Here is a 26,411-nt window from a genome sequence, read left to right as displayed (position 1 = left end):
GCGCCATGCGGGCGCATCGCCGGCCGTATGGCCCCAGCAAGATATAGGCGTGTGAACATGGGTAAGCATCCCGTACAGGTGATTGCGGTGACCGGCGGCAAGGGTGGCGTCGGCAAGACCAACGTGTCGGTCAATCTGTCTCTGGCACTGGCCGATCTCGGTCGGCGTGTAGTGTTGCTCGATGCCGACTTGGGATTGGCCAACGTTGACGTGCTGCTGGGTCTTACCACCAAGCGCACCCTTGCCGACGTGATTGCTGGTGAGTGCGATCTGCGCGACGTGCTGATCCAGGGGCCCGGTGGCATTCGCGTCGTGCCGGCAGCGTCCGGCACGCAGAGCATGGTCCAGCTCTCGTCTCTGCAGCACGCCGGCCTGATCCAGGCATTCAGCGATCTCGGCGACGAACTCGACGTATTGATCATCGATACCGCGGCTGGCATAGGCGATTCGGTGGTCAGCTTCGTACGCGCAGCGCAGGAGGTGTTGCTGGTCGTTACCGATGAGCCCACTTCCATCACTGACGCCTATGCTCTTATCAAATTGCTGAACCGCGACTACGGCATCAGCCGTTTCCGCGTGCTAGCCAACATGGCGCACGCGCCACAGGAAGGCCGCAACCTGTTCGCTAAACTGACTAAGGTTACCGAGCGGTTTCTCGATGTGGCGCTGCAGTATGTAGGCGCCGTGCCGTATGACGAGACCGTGCGCAAGGCGGTACAGAAGCAGCGAGCTGTTTATGAGGCTTACCCACGTTCGAAATGTGCGCTGGCCTTCAAGGCCATCGCGCAGAAGGTCGACACCTGGCCGCTGCCCGCGACACCGCGCGGCCACCTCGAATTCTTCGTAGAGCGTCTCATCACGCCCGCTTCACAGAGCCACGAATGACAGGTGCCGGAACCGCTATGTATTACAGCAAGGCTCAGGCAAAGGATGCTCAGTACCGCCTAATTGATCAATACGCCCCATTGGTCAAGCGAATCGCCTACCACCTATTGGCGCGTCTGCCTGCCAGCGTGCAAGTGGATGATCTCATTCAGGCCGGAATGATCGGACTGCTGGAGGCAGCGAAGAAATACGACGCCGGCAAAGGTGCCAGTTTTGAAACGTATGCGGGCATTCGCATTCGCGGCACCATGCTCGACGAAGTACGAAAGGGGGACTGGGCGCCGCGCTCGGTACACCGAAATTCGCGCATGGTCAGCGAAGCTATCCGTGCTATTGAGGCGAAAACTGGACGTGACGCTAAAGATCACGAGGTTGCGGCCGAACTTAAGCTAAGTCTCGATGAGTATTACGGCATTCTCGGGGACACACTGGGCAGCCGTCTGTTCAGCTTTGACGATCTGCTGCAGGAGGGTGAGCACGGCGAGTTTGAGGACGACGCTGCCAGTACCCATCCGGAGCCCTTTCGTGACCTCGAGGATGATCGCTTCCAGCAGGCTTTGGCCGATGCCATTTCCAACCTGCCCGAGCGCGAGAAGCTGGTGCTGTCGCTGTACTACGACGAAGAATTGAACTTGAAGGAAATTGGTCAGGTGCTGGGAGTCAGCGAGTCGCGTGTGAGCCAGTTGCATAGCCAGTGTGCTGCGCGCTTGCGCGCACGTCTCGGCGAATGGCGTGCCAATTGACGATTGTTTGCGGTATGACGTGCTCGGTTGCTGAGGCATTTTGGGACTTACGGAGGTCGACTTGGACAAGAACATGAAAATCCTCATCGTCGATGACTTCTCGACGATGAGACGAATCATCAAGAACCTCCTGCGTGACTTGGGGTTCACCAACACCGCCGAGGCGGATGACGGTACTACTGCGCTGCCAATGCTCAAGAGTGGCAGCTTCGACTTCCTCGTCACCGACTGGAACATGCCTGGCATGAGCGGTATCGATCTGCTGCGCACCGTGCGCGCCGATGAGCGCCTCAAGAACCTGCCGGTGCTGATGGTGACTGCCGAAGCGAAACGCGATCAGATCATCGAAGCGGCACAGGCCGGGGTTAATGGCTATGTGGTCAAGCCTTTCACTGCCCAGGTGCTCAAGGAGAAGATCGAAAAGATCTTCGAGCGCGTCAACGGCTGAAGCAGCAACGCCGCGAGGGCACTATGACGCAAGCAGACCAAACCCTGGCAGAGTTCGAAGCGACTCTGAAGGCGCATGCACCCCAACTGATTGAAAGCCTGCAGCAAGGTCGCTTCGATGAAGCGACGCAGATGTTCAATGAGCTTAATCAGGCCCGCAATCATGGGCTCTACCTAGAAGTTGGCAAGCTCACCCGCGAGCTGCACAACGCCATCGTCAAGCTCGAGATGGATACCTGCGCTACCGGCGGCGATCCGTCACCGATTACCGACGCGACCGATCGTCTGTCCTATGTGGTGGAGATGACCGAGAAAGCGGCCAACCGCACCATGGACCTGGTGGAAGAGTCGGCGCCATTGGTGAATTACGTGAGTTATGAAGCTCAGAGCCTCACGGCCGATTGGCAGCGCTTCATGCGTCGCGAAATGAGTGCTGAGCAGTTCCGCGATCTGGTCAAGCGCATCGATGTGTATCTCCAGCGCAGCATGAACGATGGCAGCCAACTATCGCAAAATCTCAGTGAGATCATGTTGGCTCAGGACTTCCAAGACCTGACCGGGCAGGTGATCAAGCGCGTGACTCGGCTTGTCACCGAACTCGAAAGCAACCTGCTCAATCTCGTCCTGATGGCGGGGCAGGTCGATCGCGTGGCCGGCATTCAGCACGACCGCGACGCGATGCGCGCCGAGCAGGAACAGAAAAAACAAGAAAAAGAGCCTTCCAAAGGTGAAGGTCCGCAGATGCATGCCGATATACGTGAGGATGTCGTATCCGGGCAGGACGATGTCGACGATCTGCTTTCGAGCCTGGGCTTTTAGGGGATGTGAATATGAGCTTCGACGCCGATGAAGAAATCCTCCAGGACTTCCTGGTAGAGGCCGGCGAGATTCTCGAACTATTGTCCGAGCAACTCGTGGAGCTGGAAAGCAGCCCCGATGATACAGCGTTGCTCAATGCGATTTTTCGCGGGTTCCATACGGTCAAGGGCGGCGCAGGATTCCTTCAGCTTCATGAGCTGGTTGAGTGCTGCCATATCGCCGAAAACGTCTTCGACATTCTTCGCAAGGGTGAGCGTCGCGTCGATTCCGAATTGATGGACGTCGTTCTGCAGGCGCTCGATTCGGTGAACGCGATGTTCAGCCAGGTTCGCGAGCGGACCGTGGTGACGCCGGCAACCCCAGAGCTGCTGGCAGCACTGGCGCGTCTGGCAGAGCCCGCTTCGGCTGACGAAGTTGTAGCTACAGCCGAGCCGCAGTCCGCCGCCGACGTGGAAGCGGATGCCGCTGAAGCGGATTTCGAACAGTTTCTCGAGGCCATCGATTCGCCTGCAGACAAAGTCGAGGCAACTGCTGCGTCCGATGAGATCACTGACGACGAATTTGAGTCGCTGCTCGATCAATTGCATGGCAAAGGCCAGTTCGCCATCGCTGCAGGCGCGGCGCCGACCCCCGAGGCCGAAGTGGCCGCTGCCCCCGTCGGTGACGAAATTACCGACGACGAGTTCGAAGCATTGCTGGACCAGCTGCATGGCAAAGGCAAATTCGAACCAGCCACGACAGAAACCTCTTCGGCTCCAGCCGAGACGGTCGCTCAGCCAGCTGCAGCGAAGGCTGGCACCAGCGCCAGCGATGAAATTACCGACGATGAATTCGAAGCGCTGCTTGACCAACTGCACGGCAAGGGCAAGTTCGAAGCTGCTAGCGCCGCCGACACGCCACCTGTCGTCGAGCCCATCAAGGCGGTGCCGGCCAAGGCTGCACCCGCTAAACCCGTCGCCCCAGCCAAACCCGCTGCTGCTGCGGCGGTGAGCAAGCCAGTTGCGCCTGCGCCGGCCGAGAAGCCTCCGTCGGAGGCTGAAACTACGGTACGAGTTGATACCGCGCGCCTCGACGAAATCATGAACATGGTTGGCGAGCTGGTGCTGGTGCGCAATCGCCTAGTGCGCTTGGGCTCCAACAGTGGTGATGAAGCGATGGCCAAGGCCGTTTCCAACCTCGACGTAGTGACGGCCGACCTGCAGAGCGCGGTGATGAAAACCCGCATGCAGCCGATCAAGAAAGTATTCGGCCGGTTCCCGCGGCTAGTGCGCGATCTGGCGCGCAGCCTGAAGAAAGAGATCAATCTTGAGCTGGTCGGTGAAGAGACCGATCTGGACAAGAACCTCGTCGAAGCGTTGGCCGACCCGTTGGTGCACTTGGTGCGCAATGCGGTTGACCACGGAATCGAGATGCCGGAAGAGCGCGAGGCGGCTGGCAAGTCCCGCACCGGGCGAGTGGTTTTGTCTGCCGAGCAGGAAGGCGACCATATCCTGTTGATCATCAGCGATGACGGCAAGGGTATGGATGCGAATGTCCTGCGTGCCAAAGCCGTCGAAAAAGGCATGCTGGAGAAGGATGCGGCAGACCGGCTGAGTGATCTGGAATGCTACAACCTGATCTTCGCACCCGGTTTTTCGACCAAGACCGAGATTTCCGATGTGTCTGGCCGCGGTGTCGGCATGGACGTGGTCAAGACCAAGATTTCCCAGCTCAACGGCACGGTCAACGTGTTCTCGACCAAGGGGCAGGGTTCGAGGGTGGTGATCAAGGTGCCGCTGACGCTGGCGATCATGCCGACCCTGATGGTCATGCTCGGCAACCAGGCGTTCGCGTTTCCGCTGGTTAACGTCAACGAGATCTTCCATCTCGATCTTTCGCGTACTAACGTGGTTGATGGGCAGGAAGTGGTGATCGTCCGCGACAAGGCGCTGCCACTTTTCTATCTCAAGCGATGGCTGATTCAGGATGCGGCTCAGGATGAGCAGCGAGAGGGCCACGTCGTGATCCTCAGTGTCGGCAACCAGAGCATCGGTTTTGTCGTCGACCAGTTGGTCGGGCAGGAAGAAGTGGTTATCAAGCCGCTGGGCAAAATGCTGCAAGGCACGCCTGGAATGTCCGGCGCGACCATCACCGGTGATGGCCGTATCGCTCTGATTCTCGATGTCCCTAGCATGCTAAAGCGGTACGCACGCAGGATTTGATTCAGTCAGGTAGCGCTGCCCGTGGATGGGCGCGCTACCGCTAGGAGTGATGTATGGCAGTCAAGGTCCTGGTCGTCGACGATTCCGGTTTTTTCCGCCGGCGCGTCTCGGAAATTCTTTCCTCTGATTCCAATATCCAGGTTGTCGGTACCGCCACCAACGGGCGCGAGGCCATTGATCAGGTATTGGCGCTGAAACCTGACGTCATCACCATGGACTATGAGATGCCCATGATGGATGGCATTACCGCGGTGCGGCAGATCATGCAGCGCTGCCCGACGCCGGTACTGATGTTCTCCTCGCTGACCCATGAGGGCGCGCGGGTTACCCTTGATGCGTTGGATGCAGGCGCGGTGGATTATCTGCCGAAGAACTTCGAAGACATCTCGCGTAATCCGGACAAGGTCAAGCAGCTGCTGTGCGAAAAGGTGCATACCGTGTCGCGCAGCAACCGGCGCTACAGCACGTTCTCCACTTCGACAACCAGCGCACCGCCTGTCTCGCCCCGTGGCACTACCGCTACGCCGTCTACGACTACAGGTCGGACCGGCACTGCGTCGCCGGCCCCGGCTGCACCTGCCGCTCGCTCGCCCGCGCCCAAGCGCAAGGCCTATAAACTGGTGGCCATAGGGACATCCACTGGTGGGCCGGTTGCCCTGCAGCGGGTGCTCACTCAACTGCCGGCAAACTTTCCTGCACCGATCGTGCTCATTCAGCACATGCCTGCGGCTTTTACCAAGGCATTCGCTGACCGCCTGGATAAACTCTGCCGTATCCGCGTCAAGGAGGCCGAAGACGGTGACGTGCTGCGTCCAGGGCTCGCATTGCTGGCTCCAGGCGGCAAGCAGATGATGATCGATGGCCGCGGCGCAGTGCGCATTCTGCCGGGTGACGATCGCCTCAACTACAAGCCTTGTGTTGATGTCACGTTTGGCTCGGCGGCCAAGTCCTTCCAGGACAAGGTGCTTGCGGTTGTCCTCACCGGCATGGGCGCAGACGGGCGCGAAGGCGCACGCTTGCTCAAGCAGAGCGGTAGCCAGGTGTGGGCCCAGGATGAAGCCAGCTGCGTGATTTACGGAATGCCGATGGCCATAGTCAAGGCCAATCTCAGCGACGCGGTCTACGGCCTTGACGATATCGGTCGCCATATTGCCGAGGCATGTATCTGATGGATGTGCTCAGCCTTATCGGGCTGTTGCTGGCGTTCGTTGCCATCGTCGGGGGTAACTTTCTCGAGGGTGGCCATATCTCGGCATTGCTCAACGGGCCGGCCGCACTTATCGTGCTTGGCGGTACCATGGGCGCCGTATTGTTGCAGACGCCCATTGCCGTATTCATGCGTGCCATGAGTATCGGTCGCTGGATCTTCTTTCCGCCGCGCATCGATCTTGGTCGTGGCATCCTCCTGGTCACCGCGTGGAGCAACACGGCCCGTAAGGAGGGTCTGCTCGGCCTCGAGCCGGTCGCCGAGACGGAGCCTGACCCCTACGCGCGTAAGGGTTTGCAGCTGTTGGTCGATGGCGCCGAGCCTGAGGTTATTCGCAGCATTCTCGAGGTCGATCTCTATACCCAGGAAAGTCGTGATCTGCGTGCCGCCAAGGTGTACGACGCCATGGGGGGCTATTCGCCGACGATCGGCATCATCGGGGCGGTGATGGGGTTGATTCACGTGATGGGCAATTTGGCCGACCCGAGCCAACTCGGTAGCGGCATCGCCGTTGCATTCGTTGCCACGATCTATGGTGTTGCTCTGGCTAACCTGTTGGTGTTGCCGGTCGGCAACAAGCTCAAGAGCGTCGTACAGCGGCAGACGGCTTACCGTGAAATGCTGCTGGAGGGCGTGCTGTCGATTGCTGAAGGTGAGAATCCGCGCTCCATCGAGATGAAGCTGCAAGGCTTCATGGACTGACCCCATGGCCAGACGCAGACCGCCGGAAGAGCACGAGAATCACGAGCGTTGGCTGGTGTCGTACGCCGATTTCATTACGTTGCTGTTCGCGTTCTTCGTGGTGATGTACTCGATATCCTCGGTCAACGAAGGCAAGTACAAGATCCTGTCCGACTCGTTGGTCGGTGTCTTCAGTCAAGCGGATCGCTCGGTCAAGCCCATTCCTATTGGGGAAGAGCGACCGCGGACCACCGAGCCGGACGTTTCGCTGGTCGATGATCCGTCAGGCCAGTCAACGCCAGGAAATCCGACCCTCGACCCGCTTGAGCTTATCGCCCAGAGCATGCGCGAAACCTTTGGCGAGCTTATCGCCAACGAGCAGCTGACAGTTCGGGGCAACGAGTTGTGGATTGAGATCGAACTCAACTCCAGTTTGCTTTTCCCCAGCGGCGATGCGTTGCCCAATGACCAGGCGTTCCTGCTGATAGACAAGGTCGCCGGAATCCTGGCTCCTTTTGATAACCCCATCCACGTTGAAGGGTTTACCGACAATTTGCCGATCAGTACCGACAAGTTTCCGACCAACTGGGAGCTTTCCGCAGCTCGCGCTGGCAGTGTCGTGCGGATGCTGGCGGCACAGGGCGTAAATCCTTCCAGGCTGGCTGCGGTTGGCTACGGTGAGTTTCAGCCGGTGGCCGATAATTCGACTGCCGAGGGACGCGCGCGCAATCGTCGGGTAATTCTGGTGGTGTCGCGTAATCTCGATGTGCGCCGCAGTGTCTCTGGGGTGGGCAGCAGCAACGCACGCCCTGACGATGCGCTGCGTCGGGCTGGCACACAATCTGCACCACCCCGAGCTATGTAGCGCTTTAGGGCGCAATCGTCAAAACACCGTCGCATTACCTGTTTTGGGTGATGCAGTGCCGGTCAGCATCGAGCCGGGTGGAAGAGCATGAGAGTCTGGGCAGTAGCCAATCAAAAGGGTGGGGTGGGCAAGACCACTACGTCGATCGCGCTAGCGGGGTTGCTGGCCGACGCCGGCAAGCGCGTGGTGGTGCTGGATCTGGATCCGCATGGCTCGATGACCAGCTATTTCGGTCACGACCCTGACAATCTCGACCACAGCGTTTTCGACCTGTTTCAGCACCAGGGGACCGTGCCTGACGGTCTGCCCTGGCAGTTGCTGCTCGCCACCAGTCACGAGCGTATTTCGCTGATGCCGTCGAGCACGGTGCTAGCGACGCTGGAGCGTCAATCCCCCGGTCAGAGCGGCCTGGGCCTGGTCATTGCCAAGAGCCTGTCGCAGCTTTGGCAGGATTTCGACTACGCCATCATTGATAGCCCGCCGTTGCTTGGCGTGCTAATGGTCAATGCATTGGCTGCCAGCCAGCAGCTGGTCATTCCGGTGCAAACCGAATTTCTGGCAATGAAGGGCCTTGAGCGGATGGTCAGCACGTTGGCGATGATCAACCGATCACGCAAACAGGCGCTCCCGTACACCATCGTGCCCACGATGTTCGACCGTCGAACCCAGGCCTCGATGAACACGCTCAAAGTGTTGCGCGCCGGCTATGTGGAGAATCTCTGGCCGGCTTTCATCCCGGTAGATACCCGTCTGCGTGATGCCAGCCGCGCCGGATTGACCCCGTCCCAGTTCGATCCGACTAGCCGCGCGGTGCTCGCTTATCGAGCCTTGCTCAAACACCTATTGGCCTCGCAAGTGGCACCGCAGGTCGCGTGAAATCACCGTACCGCTCGGCGTGCAGCGACTCAAGTTTGTCGTACACACTGCCGATAGCCTGTTCAGATTCTCTTCACGAGTTCGTTCCATGAGCCGCACTGTCCTAACAGAAACTCGCTCCCAACAGGCGCTGCAATCCTATCTCGATGGGCTATTGCAGGACGCCGCCATCGAGCTGGCTGACTCGGTCAGCCAGGACGAGTTTCAGGCTGCCGTGCTCGAGGAGCAACTGCGCGATACTCGAAAGAGCCAGCCGCCGCGACTGGAGATCGTGCAGCCCACGCCACCGCCGATCGTTGCGCCTGAAGTGTTGCAGCCGCAAGAGATTACTCTTGAGCCAGCCACTGAGCTGGAAATGGTGCCGCAGCCTTTGAGTGGGCCCGTCCAGATTGACTCTGACGGGCAGCCGGGTTGGGGTGAGGAGCCATTCGAATGCCTGTTGTTCGATGTGGCCGGATTGACGCTTGCGGTACCGCTGGTGTGTCTTGGCTCAATCTATCCGCTGGCTGGTCAGGAGCTGACACCGCTGTTCGGTCAGCCTGATTGGTTTCTTGGCATACTGCCGAGCCAGGCTGGCAATCTGAAGGTGCTGGACACGGCGCGCTGGGTGATGCCTGATCGTTATCGTGACGATTTCCGCGAGGGCTTGCAGTACGTGATATCGGTTCAAGGCTATGAGTGGGGGCTGGCGGTGCATCAGGTCAGTCGCTCGATTCGCCTTGACCCAAGCGAGGTCAAGTGGCGCACGCAGCGTAGCCAGCGTCCCTGGCTAGCCGGTACGGTAATCGAGCACATGTGCGCGTTGGTCGACGTGACCGCGCTGGCCGAGCTGATTGCCAGTGGTGCGGTCAAGCAAATGCAGGGCGCTGCGAAGCCACGGGCGCACTGAACGCAATCAAATGACGGTCGCGCCCGTTGCGCGGCCCAGCGATAGAATCGACCGCCATTGCGGTAACTGAAGAAGGTGGGACTATGAAGATGACGTCTGCGCAGGGTTCCGAAGATCCTGTACTGCAATGGGTGACTTTCCGTCTGGACAACGAGACGTACGGCATCAATGTAATGCAGGTTCAAGAGGTGTTGCGTTACACCGAGATCGCGCCGGTGCCGGGTGCGCCCAGCTACGTGCTCGGGATCATCAACCTGCGTGGCAACGTGGTGACGGTGATCGACACGCGCCAGCGTTTCGGCCTGGAAACTGCCTCCGTGTCGGACAACACCCGTATCGTGATCATCGAGGCGGACCGTCAGGTCATTGGCATCATGGTCGATAGCGTGGCCGAGGTGGTCTATCTTCGCCAGTCCGAGATCGAAACAGCACCCAACGTTGGTAATGACGAGTCGGCCAAGTTCATTCAGGGCGTCTGCAACAAGAACGGCGAGCTGCTGATTCTGGTCGAACTCGACAAGATGATGAGTGAAGAAGAATGGGCCGATCTTGAGAGCATCTGATACATGCTGATTGCGTCGCTGGTCGCATCGCTGGTTGCGCTGGCATTCTGCTGTCTGGGGCTGCTGGGTTTCTGCCTGTGGCTGCTCAGGCGGCAGCGGCTGCTGGTGGAACAACAACAGCAGCGTGATGCGAGCAGGGACAGGCGAATAAAGGAGTTAAGCAGCCGTCTGGATGCCTATCTCGAAGGCAGCTTGCGCATGGGTGATGAGTTGCGCGAGCTGAGCCGTGTGGTCGCGCCTCTGCCTGACAAACTTACTCAGCTGGAACAGCGAGACCCGAACAACTTCTCCTTCTCCCAGGCCGCCAAATTGGTGGGTATGGGTGCCAGCGTCGATGATTTAACCCAGTCCTGTGGACTTTCGCAGTCCGAGGCTGAGCTGATGAGCAAACTGCATCAGTCGCGGCAGAAACCCTGATCGTTGTACCGTGACGGCGTAGACGTCCTCCCGTCGCCACGCCTGGAACCTCCTAGGTTCGCCTCATTCCAATCCGTATCAGCCCGGCTTTTGCCAGGCGCGTCCATGTCCCTAGGCCGGGACGAGGAGGGCAGTGATGCGGCGCATACTCGTTCTACTACTTTTCGCGGTTGCACTTGGCGCGCACGCAGGCGAGGCACCGGACGACGTCGATGGGGCGCTGACTGTGAATGTCTTCCAGGCCAAGCGGCTGCACGACATGGGGGCGGTATTCATCGATGTTCGCGCTGATCGCGAGTGGTTATGGGGCCATGTTGAGGGGGCCGTGCATTTCGATCTCGCTAGCAATTTCGTAAATCTTGCAAGTCCTGAATGGCCGCGTGAGCTTCCGTTGGTCATCTACTGCGATAGCGAAATTTGCCCCCGCAGCGCGGAAGCGACGCGCATGGCCGTGGCGTGGGGTTACCAGCAGGTTTTCTATTTTCGCTCGGGCTACTTTGCCTGGCTGTTGCACGACTTTCCTCAGGTGAGTGGGGAAGACCGTGCGCTCTCCACGCTCAACGCTCAGGCCCACTGAGCAATGGCCAGGATGGAGGCTGCGGGTCGTTGTTTGACTCGCGGAAGCCGGGTGGGCACTTACCCTTCAGGTACCAGGCAAACGCGATGATCTCGGCGATGGTCCGATATAGCGCCTCTGGAATTTCATCCCCTAATTCCAGTCGGGCAAGCAGTCTCACCAGATCAGCATTCTCGTAAATCGGTACTTCGTGCTCGCGAGCAATGGCGAGGATGGCTTCGGCCAGCTCATCATCACCTTTGGCGCTCAAGCTTGGCGCGCTCACGCCGTCATAACTGAGCGCGATGGCCTGGCGCGGTAGCTTGTCAGTCATGCTGTTTCATCCACGAAGCGTTGCTCGAGGGAAGTGTTCGGCCCTTGGGGCGGAGTGCCTTGTCGGCATGTAAGTTCGCCTACGCTAAGGCCTGCAGTTTGGAGCCGTTCACGTAGATGGGTCAGCTCGGCAGCGACTAGTTGAGCCGTGGCGCTATGCTCCGCCCATAGCTGGCTGGACAGTGTCCCGCGCACCAGCTGCGCTTGCACCTGCAGCGGTCCGAGTGGGGCGACATCGAAGGCTAGCTCCACCTTCCATAGCGTTTCGCTGCGCTCCTTCTCTTGCCGTTTTGGCTGATCCTCTCGCTGCAGCTTGATCTGCAACGGCACAATATCCCGATTGTCCCGCATCGGCAGCTCCAGCTGCCATGTGGTAAGCAGTGCGCCATCGGGGCCGATCTGCGTCTGGGCCAGGCTGGACAGCTGGTGAGTCTGCAGCCTCGATACGGCTGCGGCGGCAAGCTTGAGCAGCATCTCCAGGTCCGCTTCGTCTTCCATGCCGGGCGGCAGTCGGGTGGGTAGCGGAAATGCGGTCGCGAACTGCCGTGAGTTGCTTTGCGCCAGTAAGCCGAGCGCATTGCGCGCGAAGGCGGGCAATGCCTGCCCCATGGCTGCGCCGGCTTGAGCGCCTGCCAACGGTGTGCTGCCAGGTAGGCTAGGCATCTGGGCGAGTAGCCGCAGCAATCCGGCCTTGAGGTCGCCCTGCAGACCATCGGTCTGTCCGGCGAGCAAGCGCGCTTCAAGGAACACGCCGCTCTTGGCCAGCGCCGCAGCCAACGCTTTGGCATCTCCCAGCTGTTGCATGTCGGGGATCAGTCCGAGCAGCTTGTCGGCGGCACTGCGCAACCCCTCCGGTAGCCCGCCGGACGTGCCTTGCAATGCCTTGAACAGTCCTTCCAGTGAGGCTTGGCGATTTTGCTGGGCGCCCAATTGCTCGCTGACGTTGAGCTGGTCGAGGCGCCCTGCTAGCGGAAGGAAGGCGAGCGATTGGTCGCCCTTGACCTGGGCCGTCAACAGGCTGCCAAGAGCTAGCGGATTGCTCGATTCGATGTTCAGTTTTTGTCCTGCCATGGGAGCATTGAGCAGGCTGATTACCGCCTTGAATATCTTCTGTCCGTCGTCGGATTGCTGTTGGCTTGTTGCAACCACTCGCCCCTGAATCACGCTGCCGACCGGCAGTTGCTGAAGGTCGAGTGAGGACGCGGGCTGGCGGCCTGCCATGTGTGGCGACGCAAGCAGGCGGGTGTCGGATAGCGCCGTGATCACGAATGCAGCTCCAGGTGGTGGAGCCTTGTTACTGCTGACCTCGACAGTCGCCTGGCGCCCGCTACTCATGGTCAGACGCAGCAACAGGCGGAACGCCTGCGCGGTCTCTCGGATGCTGACGACTTCGGCTTCGGCGTTTTCGCCGGCCGCGAGCAGGCCCTGCATGGGTTGCAGCACTTTCAACGCGAGGTCGCTAGCCGCTATAGCTTGGCGTGGCGCGCTGGTCTGCGGCAGGGCGGCGGTACTCTTGATCTCGGTCATCTTTCCTCAAATGCACTTACAACCTTTCGCGTTTGCGGCCTTCGGCACTAAGGGTTGCCATGTATAATTCCGCACGCCTGGCCCTATTGCATGAGTATAGCGGCCAGGCCTTTTTCATCTTGAGGTGTCGCTAGCGTGCCAACTCCCTTTCTCGAAGCTGTAGCGCTCGCTTGCGAGCGGGATTGGCGTCTGCTTTTCGACAAGCTGGATCTGCGCCTCGACAGTGGAGAGATGCTGCAGATTTCCGGCCCTAATGGCAGCGGCAAAACCAGCCTGCTGCGTCTGCTTGCCGGGCTGATGCAACCTACCGCTGGTGAGGTGTTGCTCAAGGGGCAGCCGCTCGAGGCCCAGCGTGGTGAGCTTGCGCGTAACCTGTTATGGATCGGCCACGCTGCCGGTATCAAGGGCTTGCTGACAGCTGAAGAGAACCTCACCTGGCTCTGTGCGCTGCATCAGCCGACCAGCCGCGAATCAATATGGAAAGCCCTTGCTGAAGTAGGACTGCGTGGGTTCGAAGACGTGCCCTGTCACACTCTTTCCGCGGGGCAGCAGCGTCGTGTGGGCCTGGCGCGCCTTTATCTATCTCCGCCACCTTTGTGGATTCTCGACGAGCCCTTTACCGCGCTCGACAAGCATGGCGTGGCGCAGCTGGAGAGTCACCTGGCAACACATTGCGAGCAGGGCGGGTTGGTCGTGCTGACCACTCACCACAGCCTGACGGAGAAGCCAGCCGGCTATCGCGAACTTGATCTGGGGCAGCAGGCCGCATGAGCAGCGTTTTTACCCTACTGCTGGCGCGCGAGACGCGCTTGTTGTTTCGTCGTCCCGCCGAGCTCGCCAACCCGCTGGTGTTCTTCGCAATTGTCATCGCTCTGTTTCCCTTGGCGGTCGGGCCGGAAACACAACTGTTGCAGACCATTTCGCCTGGGCTGGTCTGGGTCGCGGCGCTGCTGGCCGTGCTGCTCTCGCTGGACGGCTTGTTCCGTAGTGATTTTGAGGATGGCTCGCTCGAACAGTGGGTCGTTTCGCCGCACCCGCTCGCGCTTCTGGTGCTCGCCAAGGTGCTGGCACACTGGGTTTTTTCCGGCCTTGCGTTAGTTTTGCTGGCGCCGCTGCTGGGGTTGATGCTGGGCTTGCCGCTTGGGACCATCCCCGTGCTGCTGATTTCACTACTGCTGGGGACCCCGATACTAAGCCTGCTAGGGGCGGTTGGCGCGGCCCTGACGGTTGGGCTCAAACGAGGCGGCTTGTTGCTTGCGCTGCTGATACTGCCGCTTTACATCCCAGTGCTTATTCTGGGCAGCGGCGCGCTGCAGGCAGCCTTGCAAGGCTTGCCGGCAGTCGGACACCTGCTTTGGCTGGCCAGTCTGACGGCCCTGGCAGTTACTCTTACACCCTTTGCGATAGCAGCTGGCCTGAAGATCAGCGTTGGCGAATAGCGACACACCCTGATGGCCCGGCGCCCGCGCCCGGTCGATGTACGAATGTCGAGGCCTGGTCTGTCAGGTTCTCGCTGGACGATGAGTCATTCGATGAACTGGACATGGTTTCACAAACTGGGCTCTCCCAAATGGTTCTACGAGATCAGTGGGCGCTGGCTGCCTTGGCTGGCTTGGGCGGCAGTGCTGCTTGTCAGCATTGGCGTCGTGTGGGGCCTTGCGTTCGCCCCTGAGGATTACCAGCAGGGCAATAGTTTCCGGATCATCTACATCCACGTTCCGGCTGCCTTCCTTGCGCAATCCATCTACGTGATGCTCGCCGTGGCGGGCGTGGTCGGCCTGGTCTGGAAGATGAAGCTGGCTGATGTAGCCTTGCAGCAGGCAGCGCCGATCGGTGCCTGGATGACCTTTATCGCGCTGCTGACCGGCGCTGTATGGGGCAAGCCGACCTGGGGCGCCTGGTGGGTATGGGACGCTCGGCTGACTTCGATGCTGATCCTGCTGTTTCTCTACTTCGGCATCATTGCCCTGGGCCAGGCGATCAGCAACCGGGACAGTGCTGCCAAGGCCTGCGCGGTACTTGCCATCGTTGGCGTAGTGAACATCCCAATCATCAAGTACTCGGTGGAGTGGTGGAACACACTGCACCAGCCGGCGACCTTCAAGGTCACCGAAAAGCCGGCCATGCCGATGGAGATGTGGCTACCGCTACTGGTGATGGTCATCGGCTTCTACTGCTTCTTCACCGTGGTGCTGCTTATGCGCATGCGCCTGGAAGTGCTGCGCCGCGAATCGCGTGCCAGTTGGGTGAAGAACGAGGTCAAGGCTCTGGTAGGAAACAACTCGTGAACTTTTCGTCCTTCGCCGAATTCATCGCCATGGGCAATCATGGCGTGTATGTCTGGACATCCTATGGCATCAGCCTGGCTGTTCTGATTCTCAACGTTGCGTTGCCAGTACTGGCGCGGCGACGTTACCTGCAAGATGAGGCGCGTCGTTTGCGCCGGGAGGAGTCGAAGTGAATCCGGTGCGCAAGAAGCGTCTTTTCATCGTCCTGGCGATTCTCGCCGGCGTCGGTATCGCCGTGGCGCTGGCGTTGTCCGCTCTGCAGCAGAACATCAACCTGTTCTATACGCCCACTCAGATCGCCGCGGGGGAAGCGCCGGAAGGCACCCGTATTCGAGCAGGTGGGCTGGTTGAGGAAGGTTCGGTAGAGCGCACCAACGATTCGCTGACGGTTTCCTTCCGCGTCACGGACGGAGCCAAGGCGATCACTATCATCTTTCAAGGGATCCTCCCCGACCTGTTCCGTGAAGGGCAGGGCATCGTCGCGCTGGGCCGAGTCAACGCCGATGGTGTGCTGATCGCCGACGAGGTCCTGGCCAAACACGATGAGAACTACATGCCGCCCGAGGTGACCCAGGCGCTGGAGAAGAGCGGGATGATGAAGCATTACGAGGGTGGCAAGCAGGAGTACGCGAAATGATTCCGGAACTCGGCCATCTGGCGATGATTCTTGCGCTGTGCCTGGCAATCGTTCAGGCCACGCTACCCCTGATCGGCGCCTGGCGCGGTGACAGGCAGTGGATGGGACTGGCGCAACCTGCCGCGTGGGGGCAGTTTGCCTTTCTCGCATTTTCCTTCGCCTGTTTGACCTATGCCTTCATGGTCGACGACTTCTCTGTCGCTTATGTTGCGCACAACTCCAACAGCGCGTTGCCTTGGTACTACAAGTTCAGCGCCGTTTGGGGCGCACACGAGGGCTCGTTGCTGCTGTGGGCTTTGATTCTTGCCGGCTGGACCTTTGCCGTGGCAGTTTTCTCTCGTCAGCTTCCCGAAGACATGCTGGCGCGGGTGCTTGGCGTAATGGGCTTGATCAGTATTGGTTTCCTGTTGTTCCTGATCGTCACGTCCAACCCCTTCGAGCGTCTGCTTCCGCAGGTTCCACTGGATGGTCGTGACCTCAATCCGTTATTGCAGGATTTCGGCTTGATCGTCCATCCACCCATGCTCTACATGGGATATGTCGGATTCTCCGTGGCATTCGCCTTTGCAATCGCCGCGTTGTTGGGCGGCCGACTGGACGCCGCCTGGGCCCGCTGGTCCCGTCCGTGGACGCTGGTTGCTTGGGCCTTTCTCGGTATAGGTATCGCCCTGGGCTCCTGGTGGGCATATTACGAACTTGGCTGGGGCGGCTGGTGGTTCTGGGACCCGGTGGAAAATGCCTCGTTCATGCCGTGGCTGGTCGGGACGGCCCTGATTCATTCGCTCGCCGTGACCGAGAAACGTGGCGTATTCAAGAGCTGGACCGTGTTGCTGGCCATCGCGGCCTTCTCGCTGAGCCTGCTCGGGACCTTCCTGGTTCGTTCTGGTGTGCTGACTTCCGTACACGCTTTCGCTACCGATCCCGAGCGTGGCGTGTTCATCCTGATCTTCCTGCTGATGGTGGTTGGCGGTTCGCTGACGCTGTTCGCTTTGCGCGCACCAGTGGTCAAGAGCCAAGTCGGCTTCGGGTTGTGGTCTCGCGAGACGCTGCTGCTGGTCAATAACCTGTTGTTGGTCGTCGCGACTGCAATGATTCTGCTCGGCACACTCTATCCGCTGCTGCTAGACGCCATATCCGGCGCCAAGCTGTCGGTAGGGCCTCCTTACTTCAACGCGATGTTCGTTCCGTTGGTCGGGGCGCTGATGGTGGCGCTTGGCGTTGGCATCATGGTGCGCTGGAAGGACACCCCGGTGAAGTGGCTGGTCAGTATGCTTGCCCCGGTACTGATCGCCAGCGCGATTCTTGGCGGGCTCGGCTCGCTGATATTCGGTGATTTCAACTGGGCGGTGCTTGCGGTATGCCTGCTGGCCGCCTGGGTGCTGCTGGCCAGCCTACGTGATCTGTTCGACAAGACCCGCCACAAGGGCCTGCTCAAAGGCATGCGCAGCATGACGCTGAGTTATTGGGGGATGCACTTGGCGCACCTGGGCCTCGCCGTCTGTGCGATTGGCGTGGTTCTTACCAGTCACCAGAGTTCGGAACGCGACCTGCGCCTGGCTCCAGGCCAGTCACTGGAGCTTGGTGGCTATCAGTTCGTTTTTGAGGGTGCCGTGCACCATGAGGGGCCTAACTTCACCTCGGACAAGGGGACCATTCGGGTGCTGAAGGGCGACAAGCAAGTCGCCGTGCTGCACCCGGAGAAGCGTCTGTATACCGTGCAGCAGATGCCGATGACCGAGGCCGGTATCGACGCTGGGTTCACTCGCGACCTCTACGTTGCACTGGGCGAGCCGCTGGATAACGGAGCCTGGGCAGTGCGCGTGCATATCAAGCCCTTCGTCCGCTGGATCTGGCTGGGCGCTCTCATGATGGGACTTGGCGGTGTACTGGCAGCATGCGACCGCCGTTATCGGGTCAAGGTGAAAACCCGCGTGCGCGAAACACTTGGCATCTCAGGAGCACAGCCGGCATGAAACGCGCATTGATGCTAATCCCCTTGGCGATCTTCCTTATTATCGCCGGGTTCCTATACAAGGGGCTGTTCCTGGATCCGAGTGACATCGGCACGACCATGATTGGCAAGCCATTGCCCGCGTTTTCCCTGCCTTCGGTGGAGGATCCGGCGAGAACCTTGACCACTGCCGATTTCGTCCGCGGCGAGCCGGCGCTGGTCAACGTCTGGGCAACCTGGTGCCCGACCTGCCGCGCAGAGCACGCAATGCTCAACAAGCTGGCAGAGCGGGGCGTGGCCATCTATGGCATCAACTACAAGGAAACCGGGGATGCGGGCCGTTGGCTGAGCGAGCTGGGGAATCCGTATCGGCTCACGGTTGCGGACCCGCAGGGTAGCCTGGGTCTTAACCTTGGCGTCTACGGCGCGCCGGAAACCTTCCTGATCGACAAGGCCGGCATTATTCGCCACAAATACGTGGGTGCCATCAATGACGATGTCTGGCGAGGGCAGCTGGCCGCGCTCTATCAGCAACTGGTGGACGAATGAAACGACTGATTAGGGGCGCGCTGCTTGGTCTATTCCTCGCTACGACCGCCCATGCAGCAATCGATACTTATGAATTCAGGGACGACGCGGAGCGAGAGCGCTACCGCACTCTCACCGAAGAGCTGCGCTGTCCGAAATGCCAGAATCAGAACATTGCCGACTCCAACGCGCCGATTGCCATGGATTTGCGTCAGGAGATCTTCCGCATGCTGGAAGAGGGAAAGAGCAACGACCAAATCGTTGACTTTCTGGTAGACCGATATGGTGACTTCGTTCGCTACAGTCCGCCGGTGAACGTAAAAACGTTACTGCTTTGGTATGGGCCGGCTGGGCTGCTCGTATTGGGATTTGGTGTGTTAACCACAATCCTGGTGCGCCGCCGTCGAGTCGAGAAATCTCCTGCATCGAACACCCTTTCCGAGACCGAGCGCGAACGTCTCGCCCAGCTTCTGGATAAAAAAGACTCATGACCGATTTCTGGATAGCCGCTGGCGCTCTGCTGCTGGTGGCACTGGCCTTTTTGCTGCTACCCATTCTGCGCGGCCGTCGTGCGCAGACTGAAGAAGACCGCACGGCGCTGAATGTTGCGCTGTACGAAGAGCGCCTAGCTGAGCTGACAGCGCAGAATGTTGCCGGGACGTTGAGCGATGAACAGCTGGAGGCTGGGCGGGCTGACGCTGCACGCGAGCTGCTGGAAGATACTGAAGGCAGTGATGCGCCAAGGCTGGCCAAGCTCGGGCGCAGCGTGCCGCTAATCGCGGCCTTGCTGGTTCCTCTCGTCGGATATGGCCTCTATATGCATTGGGGGGCTATCGACAAGGTGCATATGGCCCGGCAGTTCACGGATCAGCCGCGCACCGTCGAAGAAATGACGGCGCACCTCGAGCAAGCTGTAAAGGAGCAGCCGGACTCCACCGAAGCCTGGTACTTCCTGGGGCGCACTTACATGAATCAGGAGCGCCCGGCCGATGCGGCCAAGGCTTTCCAGCGCGTCGTGGACATTGCCGGACGTCAGCCGGAGTTGCTCGGTCAGCTGGCCCAGGCGTTGTATTTCGCGAGGGATCGGCAATGGTCCGACGAATTGCAAACACTTACCGACGAGGCATTGCAGGGGGATCCGCAGGAGCTCACCAGCCTTGGCCTGCTCGGTATCGCCGCCTACGAGGAGGAGCGTTATCAGGATGCAGTGCGTTTCTGGGAGCTTCTGGTCGCTGCGCTGCCCGAGGAAGATCCGTCTCGTGAGGCCATTCGCGGCGGTATCGAGCGTGCACGCCAGCAGATCGACGGAGGTTCCGCCAGCGCGCAAGAGGATTCTGCGGCAGAGACAGTAGGTGTTACTTTGCAGGTCGAGGTAGACCTCGCTCCAGAGGTGGCCCAGGCAGTTTCACCGCAGGACACGGTTTTCGTATTTGCGCGTGCTGTGTCGGGGCCTCCTGTTCCGCTCGCCGCGAAGCGCCTCACGGTTGCTGATCTGCCTGCGACGATAACGCTAGGCGATGCCGATGCGATGGTGCCGTCTATGAAAATCTCCAGCGTCGAGCAGGTCCTGCTGATGGCGCGTATTTCGCAGTCGGGCGATGCAACCAAGGGCGAGTGGATGGGTCAGAGCGAGGCGGTCAATACGGCCGACGGAAAATCCACCGTGCGTCTGACGATCAATCGTGCTGAGGCGCCCTGAGCCGTCAGTGAGGAAAAGATGAACACGAGAGCGTCAGCCAACCTGCAGTCGTTCAAGCGCTTTGGGCAATGCGGCGTGCTGTTGGGCCTGACGCTGTTGCTCGGTGCATGTGCGGGAAATCCCTATGACTCGACCCCGCAGGAGCCGGCAGCGCAGCCTGCTCCCCGCACGCCCGAGCCTACTGGCCCAGTGATTGCTCCGCCGCCAATCAAGGCACCTTCCGCACCACGAGCCCCAACAACCCAGAAGAGCCATCCTCGGTATGCCCCGCCGCCACACGTGGCTGCGCATTGGGATAACCGCTTGGGTGTGTATGTTGTGGAAGGGCGTGACCTCTACTATCGCGAGCGGTTGTACTACCGGTGGGATGGGGATTGGCTCTGCGCTGGACGGCCGGATGGCCCCTGGGAGCCTGTCGCGCCGCCCAGCGTGCCCCCAGGCTTGCGCAATCGCTACTGATTCAGCCTCCTTGTCGAGCGCGGCGGCCAAGAGGACTTTTCGGCAAGCCGGCCTAAAGGCTGCTGACTGGTTGCCGATAAAGGTTCTGTACCGTTGTTCTGCAACGTTTCCAGCTGGCTCGGCGAAAGCCGTCGCATCGGGCTCACGCCCCGGAGTCAATCATGAATGCTTCCGTAAAGCGCCTCGAAGAAACCGGTTCTGCACTACGCGATGCGCTGACGCAGCAGGACTGGGCGGCCATAAGCATGCTCGATCGCGAATGCCGCAATGCCGTGGACGAAGCCATGCAGGCACAGGAACGCGATAATGGTCTTGTTCGCCTGCGCCTGCAGGAGTTGCTCGACCTATATGGTGAGCTAGTCATGACATGCCAAATCGAGCAGGCCCGTGTAGTTGGCGAGTTGCGCCAGCTGAACCAGTCTCAGCAAGGTGCCAAGGTCTACCAGCTTTTCGGGTAACCCCCTCGTGATCCGCTAGCGTCTTCTGCCGCTCCGTACGCTCCTCCATTCCTTTGCAACGACTTTGCCACCGCATCCACGCGCCGGGCTGTAGGCACCAAGTCAAAATCTCGAATTTTTATCATTACAAAGTATGTGGCATTATGTCGCCATTATTTTGCCGGCCTAGGCATGTGCGCTGCGTACTGCTGAGTATTTGATGCGTATGTCTGCCATTGTGCGCAAAACGTGCTGGATCAATTTCAGGTCGCGTCACGCGACCGTTATTTTTCTCTCGTTCTTTGGTCGCTAATTCACGTCATAAATTTGACTCAGTTCATTTTTTCATTAATCTAGCTTCATCTGCCATGAGTGCGGTCGCCTTTCTACTGAGGTGGCGGACGCACGCTTTCTTTCAGCCCATTTAGAGCCCTATAAACAAGATGTGGCGTGAAACCAAGATTTTGTTGATAGACGATGATCAGGACCGCCGGCGAGACCTGGCCGTCATCCTGGATTTCCTCAGTGAAGATCACGTGGCTTGCTCCAGCAACGAATGGCATGAAGCCGTTGCCGGTCTGGAGTCCAGTCGTGCCATTAATGGCGTCATGCTGGGCTACGTGGCTGCCAAGGGCGGCGCTGTCGAGCTGATCAAGCAGATGGGCAAGTGGGATGAAAACGTCCCGCTGATGTTGATAGGGGAGCCTGCTCACGCCGATTGGCCGGACGAAGTGCGGCGGAGGGTGCTCACCAGCCTGGAGATGCCGCCCAGCTATAACAAGCTGCTCGACTCCCTGCATCGTGCGCAGATCTATCGGGAGATGTACGACCAAGCCAGGGCTCGTGGCCGACAGCGCGAACCCAACCTCTTTCGCAGCCTGGTAGGTACCAGTCGGGCCGTCCAGCATGTGCGGCAGATGATGGAACAGGTTGCCGATACGGAAGCCAGTGTCCTGATCCTCGGCGAGTCCGGCACAGGAAAGGAGGTTGTAGCGCGGAATCTGCACTATCACTCCAAGCGGCGCCAGGGGCCATTCGTTCCGGTTAACTGCGGTGCGATTCCGGCGGAGCTGCTGGAGAGCGAGCTGTTTGGCCATGAAAAAGGCGCGTTTACCGGCGCAATCACTGCGAGGGCAGGGCGGTTCGAGCTGGCTGAAGGTGGCACGCTATTCCTTGATGAAATAGGCGACATGCCGCTGCCCATGCAGGTCAAGCTGTTGCGGGTGCTGCAGGAGCGGACATTCGAGCGCGTCGGCAGTAATCGTACTCAGAATGCTGATGTGCGCATCATCGCGGCGACGCACAAGGATCTTGAGAAGATGATCGAGGTGGGGACCTTCCGCGAAGATCTCTACTATCGCCTAAACGTCTTCCCAATCGAAATGGCGCCGCTGCGTGAGCGCGTCGAAGACATCCCGCTGCTGATGAACGAACTGATTTCGCGCATGGAGCACGAGAAGCGCGGCTCCATTCGCTTCAACTCGGCTGCCATCATGTCGCTGTGTCGGCACGACTGGCCGGGCAATGTTCGCGAGCTGGCCAATCTGGTCGAGCGTATGGCGATCATGCATCCCTACGGCGTCATCGGCGTAATGGAGCTGCCGAAGAAATTCCGGCATGTAGATGACGACGATGAGCAGTACGCGACCAACCTGCATGATGAAATGGAAGAGCGTGCGGCCATCAGTGCACCAATGGTCATACCCGAAGCCCAGGCGATGCTGCCGGTCGAGGGTCTGGATCTGAAAGAGTACCTTGGCAATCTGGAGCAGGGCCTCATCCATCAGGCGCTGGAAGATGCCGGTGGGGTGGTGGCTCGCGCGGCAGAGCGCTTGCGCATTCGGCGCACGACGCTTGTTGAAAAGATGCGCAAGTACGGTATGAATCGGCGTGATGACGATATGGGCGAGTAAGCGCTGAGCGGTATTTCGAAAGGCCACCTCATCAGGTGGCCTTTTTTTCGAGTGTCCTTCAAGCTCGTCATGGATTTGCACTAAGCGCGTCAGCAGCGCTGGGCACGAAGTTTGCTGTCGTCACTGCACTGACTATCTTTTGACAGGCGCGAGTGAAACAGTGAATTCCGTCACCAGGCCTTCCATAGATCCGCATGACTCCCCAGACGCGCTTGCGTTGACGCGGTCTCTCGAGCTGTTTCGCCAGGTCTCCGGACAGCTGGGCGAGTCCGAGGGTTTTTTGCAGGCGCGGGTTGCCGAGTTGAAGGGCCAGCTTGCCGAGGCTGGCGAGCTACGCCGCCAGGAGCTCGAAGAAAAGGAGAGGCTCGCGCAGCGATTGCAGAATGTTCTGGATCTGCTGCCGGGCGGCGTAATTGTTATCGATGGGCATGGGCAGGTACGTGACGCCAACCCCGTTGGGCTTGAACTGCTCGGCGAACCGTTGGTGGGGGCGCACTGGCGGGATGTGATCGCTCGCTGCTTTGCGCCCCGCAAAGACGATGGCCATGAAATCTCATTGCGCAATGGCCGCCGTCTGTCGATCGCCACGCGCTCGCTCAGCGGGGAGCCAGGCCAGCTGGTACTGCTCACGGATCTTACCGAAACACGGCGCTTACAGGACCAGCTGGCGCGCCACGAGCGATTGTCCTCACTTGGGCGGATGGTTGCCTCGCTTGCCCACCAGATTCGCACGCCATTATCTACGGCGTTGCTGTATGCCAGCCACCTAGAGCAGGGTGGGCTGACGGAGGCGCAGCAGCAACGTTTTGCTGGCAATCTGAAGTCGCGGTTGCACGAGCTGGAACACCAGGTGCGCGACATGCTGGTTTTTGCCCGTGGTGACCTGCCTCTGAATGATCGGCTTAGTCCGGCGGCGTTGCTGCTGGCATTGCGTGCCGCTGCCGAGGCGCAACTGCAGAATGTGGCGGTGCGTTGGCAGTGTGATGTTCACGGTGCAGAGATTCTGTGTAATCGCGATACGCTGGTCGGCGCGTTGCTCAATCTTATCGAGAATGCCCTGCAGGCCAGTGGTGGAGACCTCCGGCTGAAGGTTCACCTGTATCGCCGGGATGGAGCGCTGCGGCTGTGTATCACTGACAACGGCCCAGGTATCGAAGCCGACACACTGGCTCGTTTAGGTGAGCCGTTCTTCACGACCAGAACTGCCGGTACCGGGCTTGGTTTGGCCGTCGCCAAAGCTGTCGCCAAAGCGCATCAGGGCCAATTGCAATTGCGCTCGCGGCCAGGGCAGGGCACGTGCGCGGTGGTGACACTTCCGCTGATTCCTGCTGTACAGAGATCGGAGTGACCTGCATGGCCGCCAAGATACTTCTGGTCGAAGATGACCACTCTTTACGCGAAGCCTTGGGCATTACGCTCCAGTTGGGTGGTTACGAATACCGTGCCGTCGACTGCGCCGAGGCAGCCCTGGTTGCCCTGAGCGAAGAGCTGTTCGGGTTGGTCATCAGCGATGTGAACATGCCAGGCATGGATGGGCATGAGTTGCTGGGCCTGATTCGGCAGCGCTATCCCCACATTCCAGTACTGCTGATGACCGCTTTTGGCGCGGTGGCGAGGGCGGTTGATGCTATGCGCCAAGGCGCTGTCGATTACTTGGTCAAACCGTTTGAACCGGGCACGCTGCTGGAGTTGCTGGCTCGCCATGTCAACGGCACCGTCGATACTGCCGAGTCGGAGGGGCCGGTGGCGTGCGAGCTGTCCAGTCAGCAATTGCTGAGCCTTGCCGCGCGGGTGGCGCAAAGCGATTCGACAGTATTGATTTCCGGCGAATCCGGCACCGGCAAAGAGGTACTGGCGCGTTACATTCATCAGCAGTCGTCTCGGATGGACAAGCCGTTCATTGCAATTAACTGCGCTGCGATCCCGGACAACATGCTCGAAGCGACCCTGTTTGGTCACGAGAAGGGTGCGTTCACCGGGGCGATTGCGAGTCAGCCTGGCAAGTTCGAGCAGGCCGATGGTGGCACGCTATTACTCGACGAAATCTCCGAAATGCCTTTGGGGCTGCAGGCAAAGCTGCTACGCGTCTTGCAGGAGCGGGAAGTCGAGCGTGTAGGCGGGCGCAGGCCAATCGTGCTTGATATTCGAGTGCTTGCCACTACCAACCGGGACCTGGCTGGCGAGGTGGCTGCCGGCCGCTTTCGCGAAGACTTGTTCTATCGGCTCTCGGTGTTCCCTCTGGCATGGCCGCCCCTGCGTCAACGGCCCGCAGACATTCTGCCGTTGGCCGAACGCTTATTGGCCAGTCATGCCCGGAAGATGCGTCAGGTCCCGGCGCGCCTTTCGGCTGAGGCGCAGCGCTGCCTGGTTCAGTATGGGTGGCCCGGAAACGTGCGAGAGCTGGATAACGCCATCCAGCGCGCGCTGATTCTTCAGCAGGGTGGCCTGATACAGCCTAGTGACCTGTGTCTTGTGGCGCCGGGCATCCAGGCGAGCTTGCCAGTGGTTGGCGCTCCCGGGCAGTCGCTGGGCGAGCCTGCCGTTGACGTGGTCGAGCCCGGCAACGCGCTGGGCGATGATCTGCGTCGTCGCGAGTTTCAGCTGATCATCGACACCCTGCGTGCCGAACGCGGGCGGCGTAAGGAAACGGCTGACCGGCTGGGTATCAGTGCACGCACCCTGCGCTACAAACTCGCGCAGATGCGCGATGCCGGATTGGATGTCGAGGCGTCGCTTTACGCCGGCTGAGTGCGCTGGCCTCAACGATGCTCTGATAAGCTGCCGCCATCATCATGATGGAGATATCCAGGTGCACGAAGACTTCTGGCAGGAGCGCTGGGCTCGCAACGAGATCGGTTTTCACCTTGACGTTGTTCATCCTGGCTTGCGTCGCCACTGGCCGCGCTTGGACCTACCTGCCGGCGCCCAGGTGTTGGTGCCACTCTGCGGAAAAAGCCTGGATATGACGTGGATCGCCGGGCAAGGCTACCGGGTGCTGGGAGTCGAGCTGAGCGAGAAGGCCGTTGAGGCATTCTTCGCCGAGCAGCAGCTTGAGGCCGAGATTACTCAAGTCGGAGTGTTCAGGGTCTATCGATCCGGGGCACTGGAGATTCGTTGTGGTGACTTTTTCGCGCTGGGCGCCGCCGATGTTGCTGGATGCCGAGGTGTTTATGATCGTGCCGCGCTGATTGCGCTGCCCCCGCCAATGCGGCAGCGCTACGCGGCGCTGCTGTCTGCCATCCTGCCAGGCGGTTGTCAGCAGCTATTGGTTACGCTGGACTATGACCAGGCTGAAATGGACGGCCCACCGTTTGCTGTCAGCGATGCCGAGGTAATGGGCCTGTATGCCGATGAATGGGATGTGGAGCGGTTGGAGGCCAAGGAGGTTCTGGAGCGTAACCCGCGAATGCGGGAGCGTGGTCTAACGCGCCTCGGTGAGCACTTTCATCGGCTGCAACGGCGGGGCTGACCCGCCGCAGGTTAGCGGTGT

General features: G+C 59.9%; 30 protein-coding genes. 28 read left to right on the top strand and 2 right to left on the bottom strand.

Going from position 1 to position 26,411, the window contains the following annotated elements; translation table 11 throughout:
- Nucleotides 1–57: 57 nt before the first annotated feature.
- The 13 genes from fleN (at nucleotide 58) to CXK91_RS16775 (ending at nucleotide 11,170) form a co-directional block, all read left to right on the top strand.
- Nucleotides 58–885 (top strand): flagellar synthesis regulator FleN, encoded by an 828-nt coding sequence (gene fleN, locus CXK91_RS16835; protein ID WP_103457240.1) that lies wholly within the window; start codon nucleotides 58–60, stop codon nucleotides 883–885.
- A 17-nt stretch (nucleotides 886–902) separates the two neighbouring features.
- Nucleotides 903–1,628: an RNA polymerase sigma factor FliA gene (gene fliA / locus CXK91_RS16830; RefSeq protein ID WP_103457239.1), complete on the top strand. Its 726-nt coding sequence runs from the start codon at nucleotides 903–905 to the stop codon at nucleotides 1,626–1,628.
- 73 nt (nucleotides 1,629–1,701) lie between these two features.
- Nucleotides 1,702–2,076, top strand: coding sequence for a chemotaxis response regulator CheY (locus CXK91_RS16825; RefSeq protein ID WP_181003973.1), 375 nt, complete (start codon nucleotides 1,702–1,704; stop codon nucleotides 2,074–2,076).
- Between the two features lie 23 nt (nucleotides 2,077–2,099).
- Nucleotides 2,100–2,894 carry a protein phosphatase CheZ gene (locus tag CXK91_RS16820; RefSeq protein WP_103457237.1) on the top strand — a complete coding sequence of 265 codons (795 nt, stop codon included), beginning with the start codon at nucleotides 2,100–2,102 and terminating at the stop codon, nucleotides 2,892–2,894.
- An 11-nt stretch (nucleotides 2,895–2,905) separates the two neighbouring features.
- The gene (locus CXK91_RS16815) at nucleotides 2,906–5,095 is read left to right on the top strand and encodes a chemotaxis protein CheA (protein WP_103457236.1); all 2,190 of its coding nucleotides are present in this window, start codon (nucleotides 2,906–2,908) and stop codon (nucleotides 5,093–5,095) included.
- A gap of 53 nt (nucleotides 5,096–5,148) precedes the next feature.
- A complete protein-coding gene (locus CXK91_RS16810) occupies nucleotides 5,149–6,264 on the top strand; it encodes a protein-glutamate methylesterase/protein-glutamine glutaminase (RefSeq protein ID WP_103457235.1) in 1,116 nt (371 codons plus the stop codon).
- The gene (locus CXK91_RS16805; protein ID WP_103457234.1) at nucleotides 6,264–7,004 is read left to right on the top strand and encodes a flagellar motor protein; all 741 of its coding nucleotides are present in this window, start codon (nucleotides 6,264–6,266) and stop codon (nucleotides 7,002–7,004) included. The genes CXK91_RS16810 and CXK91_RS16805 overlap by 1 nt, the downstream gene beginning before the upstream one ends.
- A 4-nt stretch (nucleotides 7,005–7,008) precedes the next feature.
- The gene (gene motD / locus CXK91_RS16800; protein WP_103457233.1) at nucleotides 7,009–7,848 is read left to right on the top strand and encodes a flagellar motor protein MotD; all 840 of its coding nucleotides are present in this window, start codon (nucleotides 7,009–7,011) and stop codon (nucleotides 7,846–7,848) included.
- 87 nt (nucleotides 7,849–7,935) lie between these two features.
- Complete coding sequence (locus tag CXK91_RS16795) at nucleotides 7,936–8,724, top strand: ParA family protein (protein WP_103457232.1); 789 nt, start codon at nucleotides 7,936–7,938, stop codon at nucleotides 8,722–8,724.
- Nucleotides 8,725–8,812: 88 nt separating this feature from the next.
- Nucleotides 8,813–9,613, top strand: a complete 801-nt coding sequence (locus CXK91_RS16790) for a CheW domain-containing protein (protein ID WP_103457231.1) — start codon at nucleotides 8,813–8,815, stop codon at nucleotides 9,611–9,613.
- 83 nt (nucleotides 9,614–9,696) lie between these two features.
- Complete coding sequence (locus tag CXK91_RS16785) at nucleotides 9,697–10,176, top strand: chemotaxis protein CheW (RefSeq protein WP_102823619.1); 480 nt, start codon at nucleotides 9,697–9,699, stop codon at nucleotides 10,174–10,176.
- 3 nt (nucleotides 10,177–10,179) lie between these two features.
- Complete coding sequence (locus tag CXK91_RS16780) at nucleotides 10,180–10,593, top strand: DUF2802 domain-containing protein (RefSeq protein ID WP_103457230.1); 414 nt, start codon at nucleotides 10,180–10,182, stop codon at nucleotides 10,591–10,593.
- Between the two features lie 136 nt (nucleotides 10,594–10,729).
- On the top strand, nucleotides 10,730–11,170 hold the full coding sequence (locus CXK91_RS16775) for a rhodanese-like domain-containing protein (RefSeq protein WP_103457229.1): 441 nt from the start codon (nucleotides 10,730–10,732) through the stop codon (nucleotides 11,168–11,170).
- Here CXK91_RS16775 and CXK91_RS16770 read toward each other — a convergent pair.
- A complete protein-coding gene (locus CXK91_RS16770) occupies nucleotides 11,151–11,483 on the bottom strand; it encodes an EscU/YscU/HrcU family type III secretion system export apparatus switch protein (protein ID WP_103457228.1) in 333 nt (110 codons plus the stop codon). The two genes, CXK91_RS16775 and CXK91_RS16770, sit on opposite strands and share 20 nt — an antisense overlap.
- Entirely contained in the window at nucleotides 11,480–13,009 is a 1,530-nt protein-coding gene (locus tag CXK91_RS16765; RefSeq protein ID WP_103457227.1) for a flagellar hook-length control protein FliK, read from the bottom strand. The genes CXK91_RS16770 and CXK91_RS16765 overlap by 4 nt, the downstream gene beginning before the upstream one ends.
- 135 nt (nucleotides 13,010–13,144) lie before the next feature.
- Between CXK91_RS16765 and ccmA the strand changes: the two genes are divergently transcribed.
- The 15 genes from ccmA (at nucleotide 13,145) to CXK91_RS16690 (ending at nucleotide 26,390) form a co-directional block, all read left to right on the top strand.
- Entirely contained in the window at nucleotides 13,145–13,780 is a 636-nt protein-coding gene (ccmA, locus tag CXK91_RS16760; protein WP_103457226.1) for a cytochrome c biogenesis heme-transporting ATPase CcmA, read from the top strand.
- Complete coding sequence (gene ccmB / locus CXK91_RS16755) at nucleotides 13,777–14,448, top strand: heme exporter protein CcmB (protein WP_003280404.1); 672 nt, start codon at nucleotides 13,777–13,779, stop codon at nucleotides 14,446–14,448. The genes ccmA and ccmB overlap by 4 nt, the downstream gene beginning before the upstream one ends.
- A gap of 93 nt (nucleotides 14,449–14,541) precedes the next feature.
- Nucleotides 14,542–15,297 carry a heme ABC transporter permease gene (locus CXK91_RS16750; protein WP_103457225.1) on the top strand — a complete coding sequence of 252 codons (756 nt, stop codon included), beginning with the start codon at nucleotides 14,542–14,544 and terminating at the stop codon, nucleotides 15,295–15,297.
- Nucleotides 15,294–15,470 (top strand): heme exporter protein CcmD, encoded by a 177-nt coding sequence (ccmD, locus tag CXK91_RS16745; RefSeq protein WP_003280407.1) that lies wholly within the window; start codon nucleotides 15,294–15,296, stop codon nucleotides 15,468–15,470. Before CXK91_RS16750 ends, ccmD begins: the two co-directional genes overlap by 4 nt.
- A complete protein-coding gene (gene ccmE, locus CXK91_RS16740; RefSeq protein ID WP_103457224.1) occupies nucleotides 15,467–15,934 on the top strand; it encodes a cytochrome c maturation protein CcmE in 468 nt (155 codons plus the stop codon). Before ccmD ends, ccmE begins: the two co-directional genes overlap by 4 nt.
- A complete protein-coding gene (locus CXK91_RS16735) occupies nucleotides 15,931–17,907 on the top strand; it encodes a heme lyase CcmF/NrfE family subunit (RefSeq protein WP_103457223.1) in 1,977 nt (658 codons plus the stop codon). The genes ccmE and CXK91_RS16735 overlap by 4 nt, the downstream gene beginning before the upstream one ends.
- Entirely contained in the window at nucleotides 17,904–18,434 is a 531-nt protein-coding gene (locus tag CXK91_RS16730; protein ID WP_103457222.1) for a DsbE family thiol:disulfide interchange protein, read from the top strand. Before CXK91_RS16735 ends, CXK91_RS16730 begins: the two co-directional genes overlap by 4 nt.
- Complete coding sequence (locus CXK91_RS16725) at nucleotides 18,431–18,904, top strand: cytochrome c-type biogenesis protein (RefSeq protein ID WP_103457221.1); 474 nt, start codon at nucleotides 18,431–18,433, stop codon at nucleotides 18,902–18,904. Before CXK91_RS16730 ends, CXK91_RS16725 begins: the two co-directional genes overlap by 4 nt.
- Nucleotides 18,901–20,112: a c-type cytochrome biogenesis protein CcmI gene (gene ccmI, locus CXK91_RS16720; protein ID WP_103457220.1), complete on the top strand. Its 1,212-nt coding sequence runs from the start codon at nucleotides 18,901–18,903 to the stop codon at nucleotides 20,110–20,112. The genes CXK91_RS16725 and ccmI overlap by 4 nt, the downstream gene beginning before the upstream one ends.
- An 18-nt stretch (nucleotides 20,113–20,130) precedes the next feature.
- Nucleotides 20,131–20,571: a hypothetical protein gene (locus tag CXK91_RS22940; protein WP_103457219.1), complete on the top strand. Its 441-nt coding sequence runs from the start codon at nucleotides 20,131–20,133 to the stop codon at nucleotides 20,569–20,571.
- Between the two features lie 161 nt (nucleotides 20,572–20,732).
- Nucleotides 20,733–21,029 (top strand): flagellar protein FliT, encoded by a 297-nt coding sequence (locus CXK91_RS16710; RefSeq protein ID WP_103457218.1) that lies wholly within the window; start codon nucleotides 20,733–20,735, stop codon nucleotides 21,027–21,029.
- 422 nt (nucleotides 21,030–21,451) lie between these two features.
- A complete protein-coding gene (locus tag CXK91_RS16705; protein WP_103457217.1) occupies nucleotides 21,452–22,921 on the top strand; it encodes a sigma-54 dependent transcriptional regulator in 1,470 nt (489 codons plus the stop codon).
- A 160-nt stretch (nucleotides 22,922–23,081) separates the two neighbouring features.
- The gene (locus tag CXK91_RS16700) at nucleotides 23,082–24,269 is read left to right on the top strand and encodes a sensor histidine kinase (RefSeq protein ID WP_103457216.1); all 1,188 of its coding nucleotides are present in this window, start codon (nucleotides 23,082–23,084) and stop codon (nucleotides 24,267–24,269) included.
- Nucleotides 24,270–24,274: 5 nt separating this feature from the next.
- Nucleotides 24,275–25,669 (top strand): sigma-54-dependent transcriptional regulator, encoded by a 1,395-nt coding sequence (locus CXK91_RS16695; RefSeq protein WP_103457215.1) that lies wholly within the window; start codon nucleotides 24,275–24,277, stop codon nucleotides 25,667–25,669.
- Nucleotides 25,670–25,730: 61 nt separating this feature from the next.
- Nucleotides 25,731–26,390 (top strand): thiopurine S-methyltransferase, encoded by a 660-nt coding sequence (locus CXK91_RS16690; RefSeq protein ID WP_003280425.1) that lies wholly within the window; start codon nucleotides 25,731–25,733, stop codon nucleotides 26,388–26,390.
- The last annotated feature ends 21 nt before the right edge of the window (nucleotides 26,391–26,411 follow it).

Origin of the sequence: Stutzerimonas stutzeri (assembly GCF_002909485.1) — a bacterium.
GTDB classification, from domain to species: Bacteria; Pseudomonadota; Gammaproteobacteria; order Pseudomonadales; family Pseudomonadaceae; genus Stutzerimonas; species Stutzerimonas stutzeri_AH.
Note: the sequence above shows the minus strand (reverse complement) of the source record. Positions and strands in the feature narration are given on the sequence as shown.

What these genes read in the sequence shown, in the direction of transcription:
- CXK91_RS22940 (WP_103457219.1), top strand. Translation starts at nt 20,131, where the DNA reads ATGAACACGAGAGCGTCAGCCAACCTGCAGTCGTTCAAGCGCTTTGGG.
- CXK91_RS16780 (WP_103457230.1), top strand. Translation starts at nt 10,180, where the DNA reads ATGCTGATTGCGTCGCTGGTCGCATCGCTGGTTGCGCTGGCATTCTGC.
- motD (WP_103457233.1), top strand. Translation starts at nt 7,009, where the DNA reads ATGGCCAGACGCAGACCGCCGGAAGAGCACGAGAATCACGAGCGTTGG.
- CXK91_RS16765 (WP_103457227.1), bottom strand. Translation starts at nt 13,009, where the DNA reads ATGACCGAGATCAAGAGTACCGCCGCCCTGCCGCAGACCAGCGCGCCA.
- fliA (WP_103457239.1), top strand. Translation starts at nt 903, where the DNA reads ATGTATTACAGCAAGGCTCAGGCAAAGGATGCTCAGTACCGCCTAATT.
- CXK91_RS16750 (WP_103457225.1), top strand. Translation starts at nt 14,542, where the DNA reads ATGAACTGGACATGGTTTCACAAACTGGGCTCTCCCAAATGGTTCTAC.
- CXK91_RS16805 (WP_103457234.1), top strand. Translation starts at nt 6,264, where the DNA reads ATGGATGTGCTCAGCCTTATCGGGCTGTTGCTGGCGTTCGTTGCCATC.
- CXK91_RS16705 (WP_103457217.1), top strand. Translation starts at nt 21,452, where the DNA reads ATGTGGCGTGAAACCAAGATTTTGTTGATAGACGATGATCAGGACCGC.
- CXK91_RS16775 (WP_103457229.1), top strand. Translation starts at nt 10,730, where the DNA reads ATGCGGCGCATACTCGTTCTACTACTTTTCGCGGTTGCACTTGGCGCG.
- CXK91_RS16725 (WP_103457221.1), top strand. Translation starts at nt 18,431, where the DNA reads ATGAAACGACTGATTAGGGGCGCGCTGCTTGGTCTATTCCTCGCTACG.
- CXK91_RS16815 (WP_103457236.1), top strand. Translation starts at nt 2,906, where the DNA reads ATGAGCTTCGACGCCGATGAAGAAATCCTCCAGGACTTCCTGGTAGAG.
- CXK91_RS16795 (WP_103457232.1), top strand. Translation starts at nt 7,936, where the DNA reads ATGAGAGTCTGGGCAGTAGCCAATCAAAAGGGTGGGGTGGGCAAGACC.
- CXK91_RS16770 (WP_103457228.1), bottom strand. Translation starts at nt 11,483, where the DNA reads ATGACTGACAAGCTACCGCGCCAGGCCATCGCGCTCAGTTATGACGGC.
- fleN (WP_103457240.1), top strand. Translation starts at nt 58, where the DNA reads ATGGGTAAGCATCCCGTACAGGTGATTGCGGTGACCGGCGGCAAGGGT.
- CXK91_RS16810 (WP_103457235.1), top strand. Translation starts at nt 5,149, where the DNA reads ATGGCAGTCAAGGTCCTGGTCGTCGACGATTCCGGTTTTTTCCGCCGG.
- ccmI (WP_103457220.1), top strand. Translation starts at nt 18,901, where the DNA reads ATGACCGATTTCTGGATAGCCGCTGGCGCTCTGCTGCTGGTGGCACTG.
- CXK91_RS16730 (WP_103457222.1), top strand. Translation starts at nt 17,904, where the DNA reads ATGAAACGCGCATTGATGCTAATCCCCTTGGCGATCTTCCTTATTATC.
- CXK91_RS16825 (WP_181003973.1), top strand. Translation starts at nt 1,702, where the DNA reads ATGAAAATCCTCATCGTCGATGACTTCTCGACGATGAGACGAATCATC.
- CXK91_RS16785 (WP_102823619.1), top strand. Translation starts at nt 9,697, where the DNA reads ATGAAGATGACGTCTGCGCAGGGTTCCGAAGATCCTGTACTGCAATGG.
- CXK91_RS16790 (WP_103457231.1), top strand. Translation starts at nt 8,813, where the DNA reads ATGAGCCGCACTGTCCTAACAGAAACTCGCTCCCAACAGGCGCTGCAA.
- CXK91_RS16820 (WP_103457237.1), top strand. Translation starts at nt 2,100, where the DNA reads ATGACGCAAGCAGACCAAACCCTGGCAGAGTTCGAAGCGACTCTGAAG.
- CXK91_RS16735 (WP_103457223.1), top strand. Translation starts at nt 15,931, where the DNA reads ATGATTCCGGAACTCGGCCATCTGGCGATGATTCTTGCGCTGTGCCTG.
- ccmB (WP_003280404.1), top strand. Translation starts at nt 13,777, where the DNA reads ATGAGCAGCGTTTTTACCCTACTGCTGGCGCGCGAGACGCGCTTGTTG.
- CXK91_RS16695 (WP_103457215.1), top strand. Translation starts at nt 24,275, where the DNA reads ATGGCCGCCAAGATACTTCTGGTCGAAGATGACCACTCTTTACGCGAA.
- CXK91_RS16710 (WP_103457218.1), top strand. Translation starts at nt 20,733, where the DNA reads ATGAATGCTTCCGTAAAGCGCCTCGAAGAAACCGGTTCTGCACTACGC.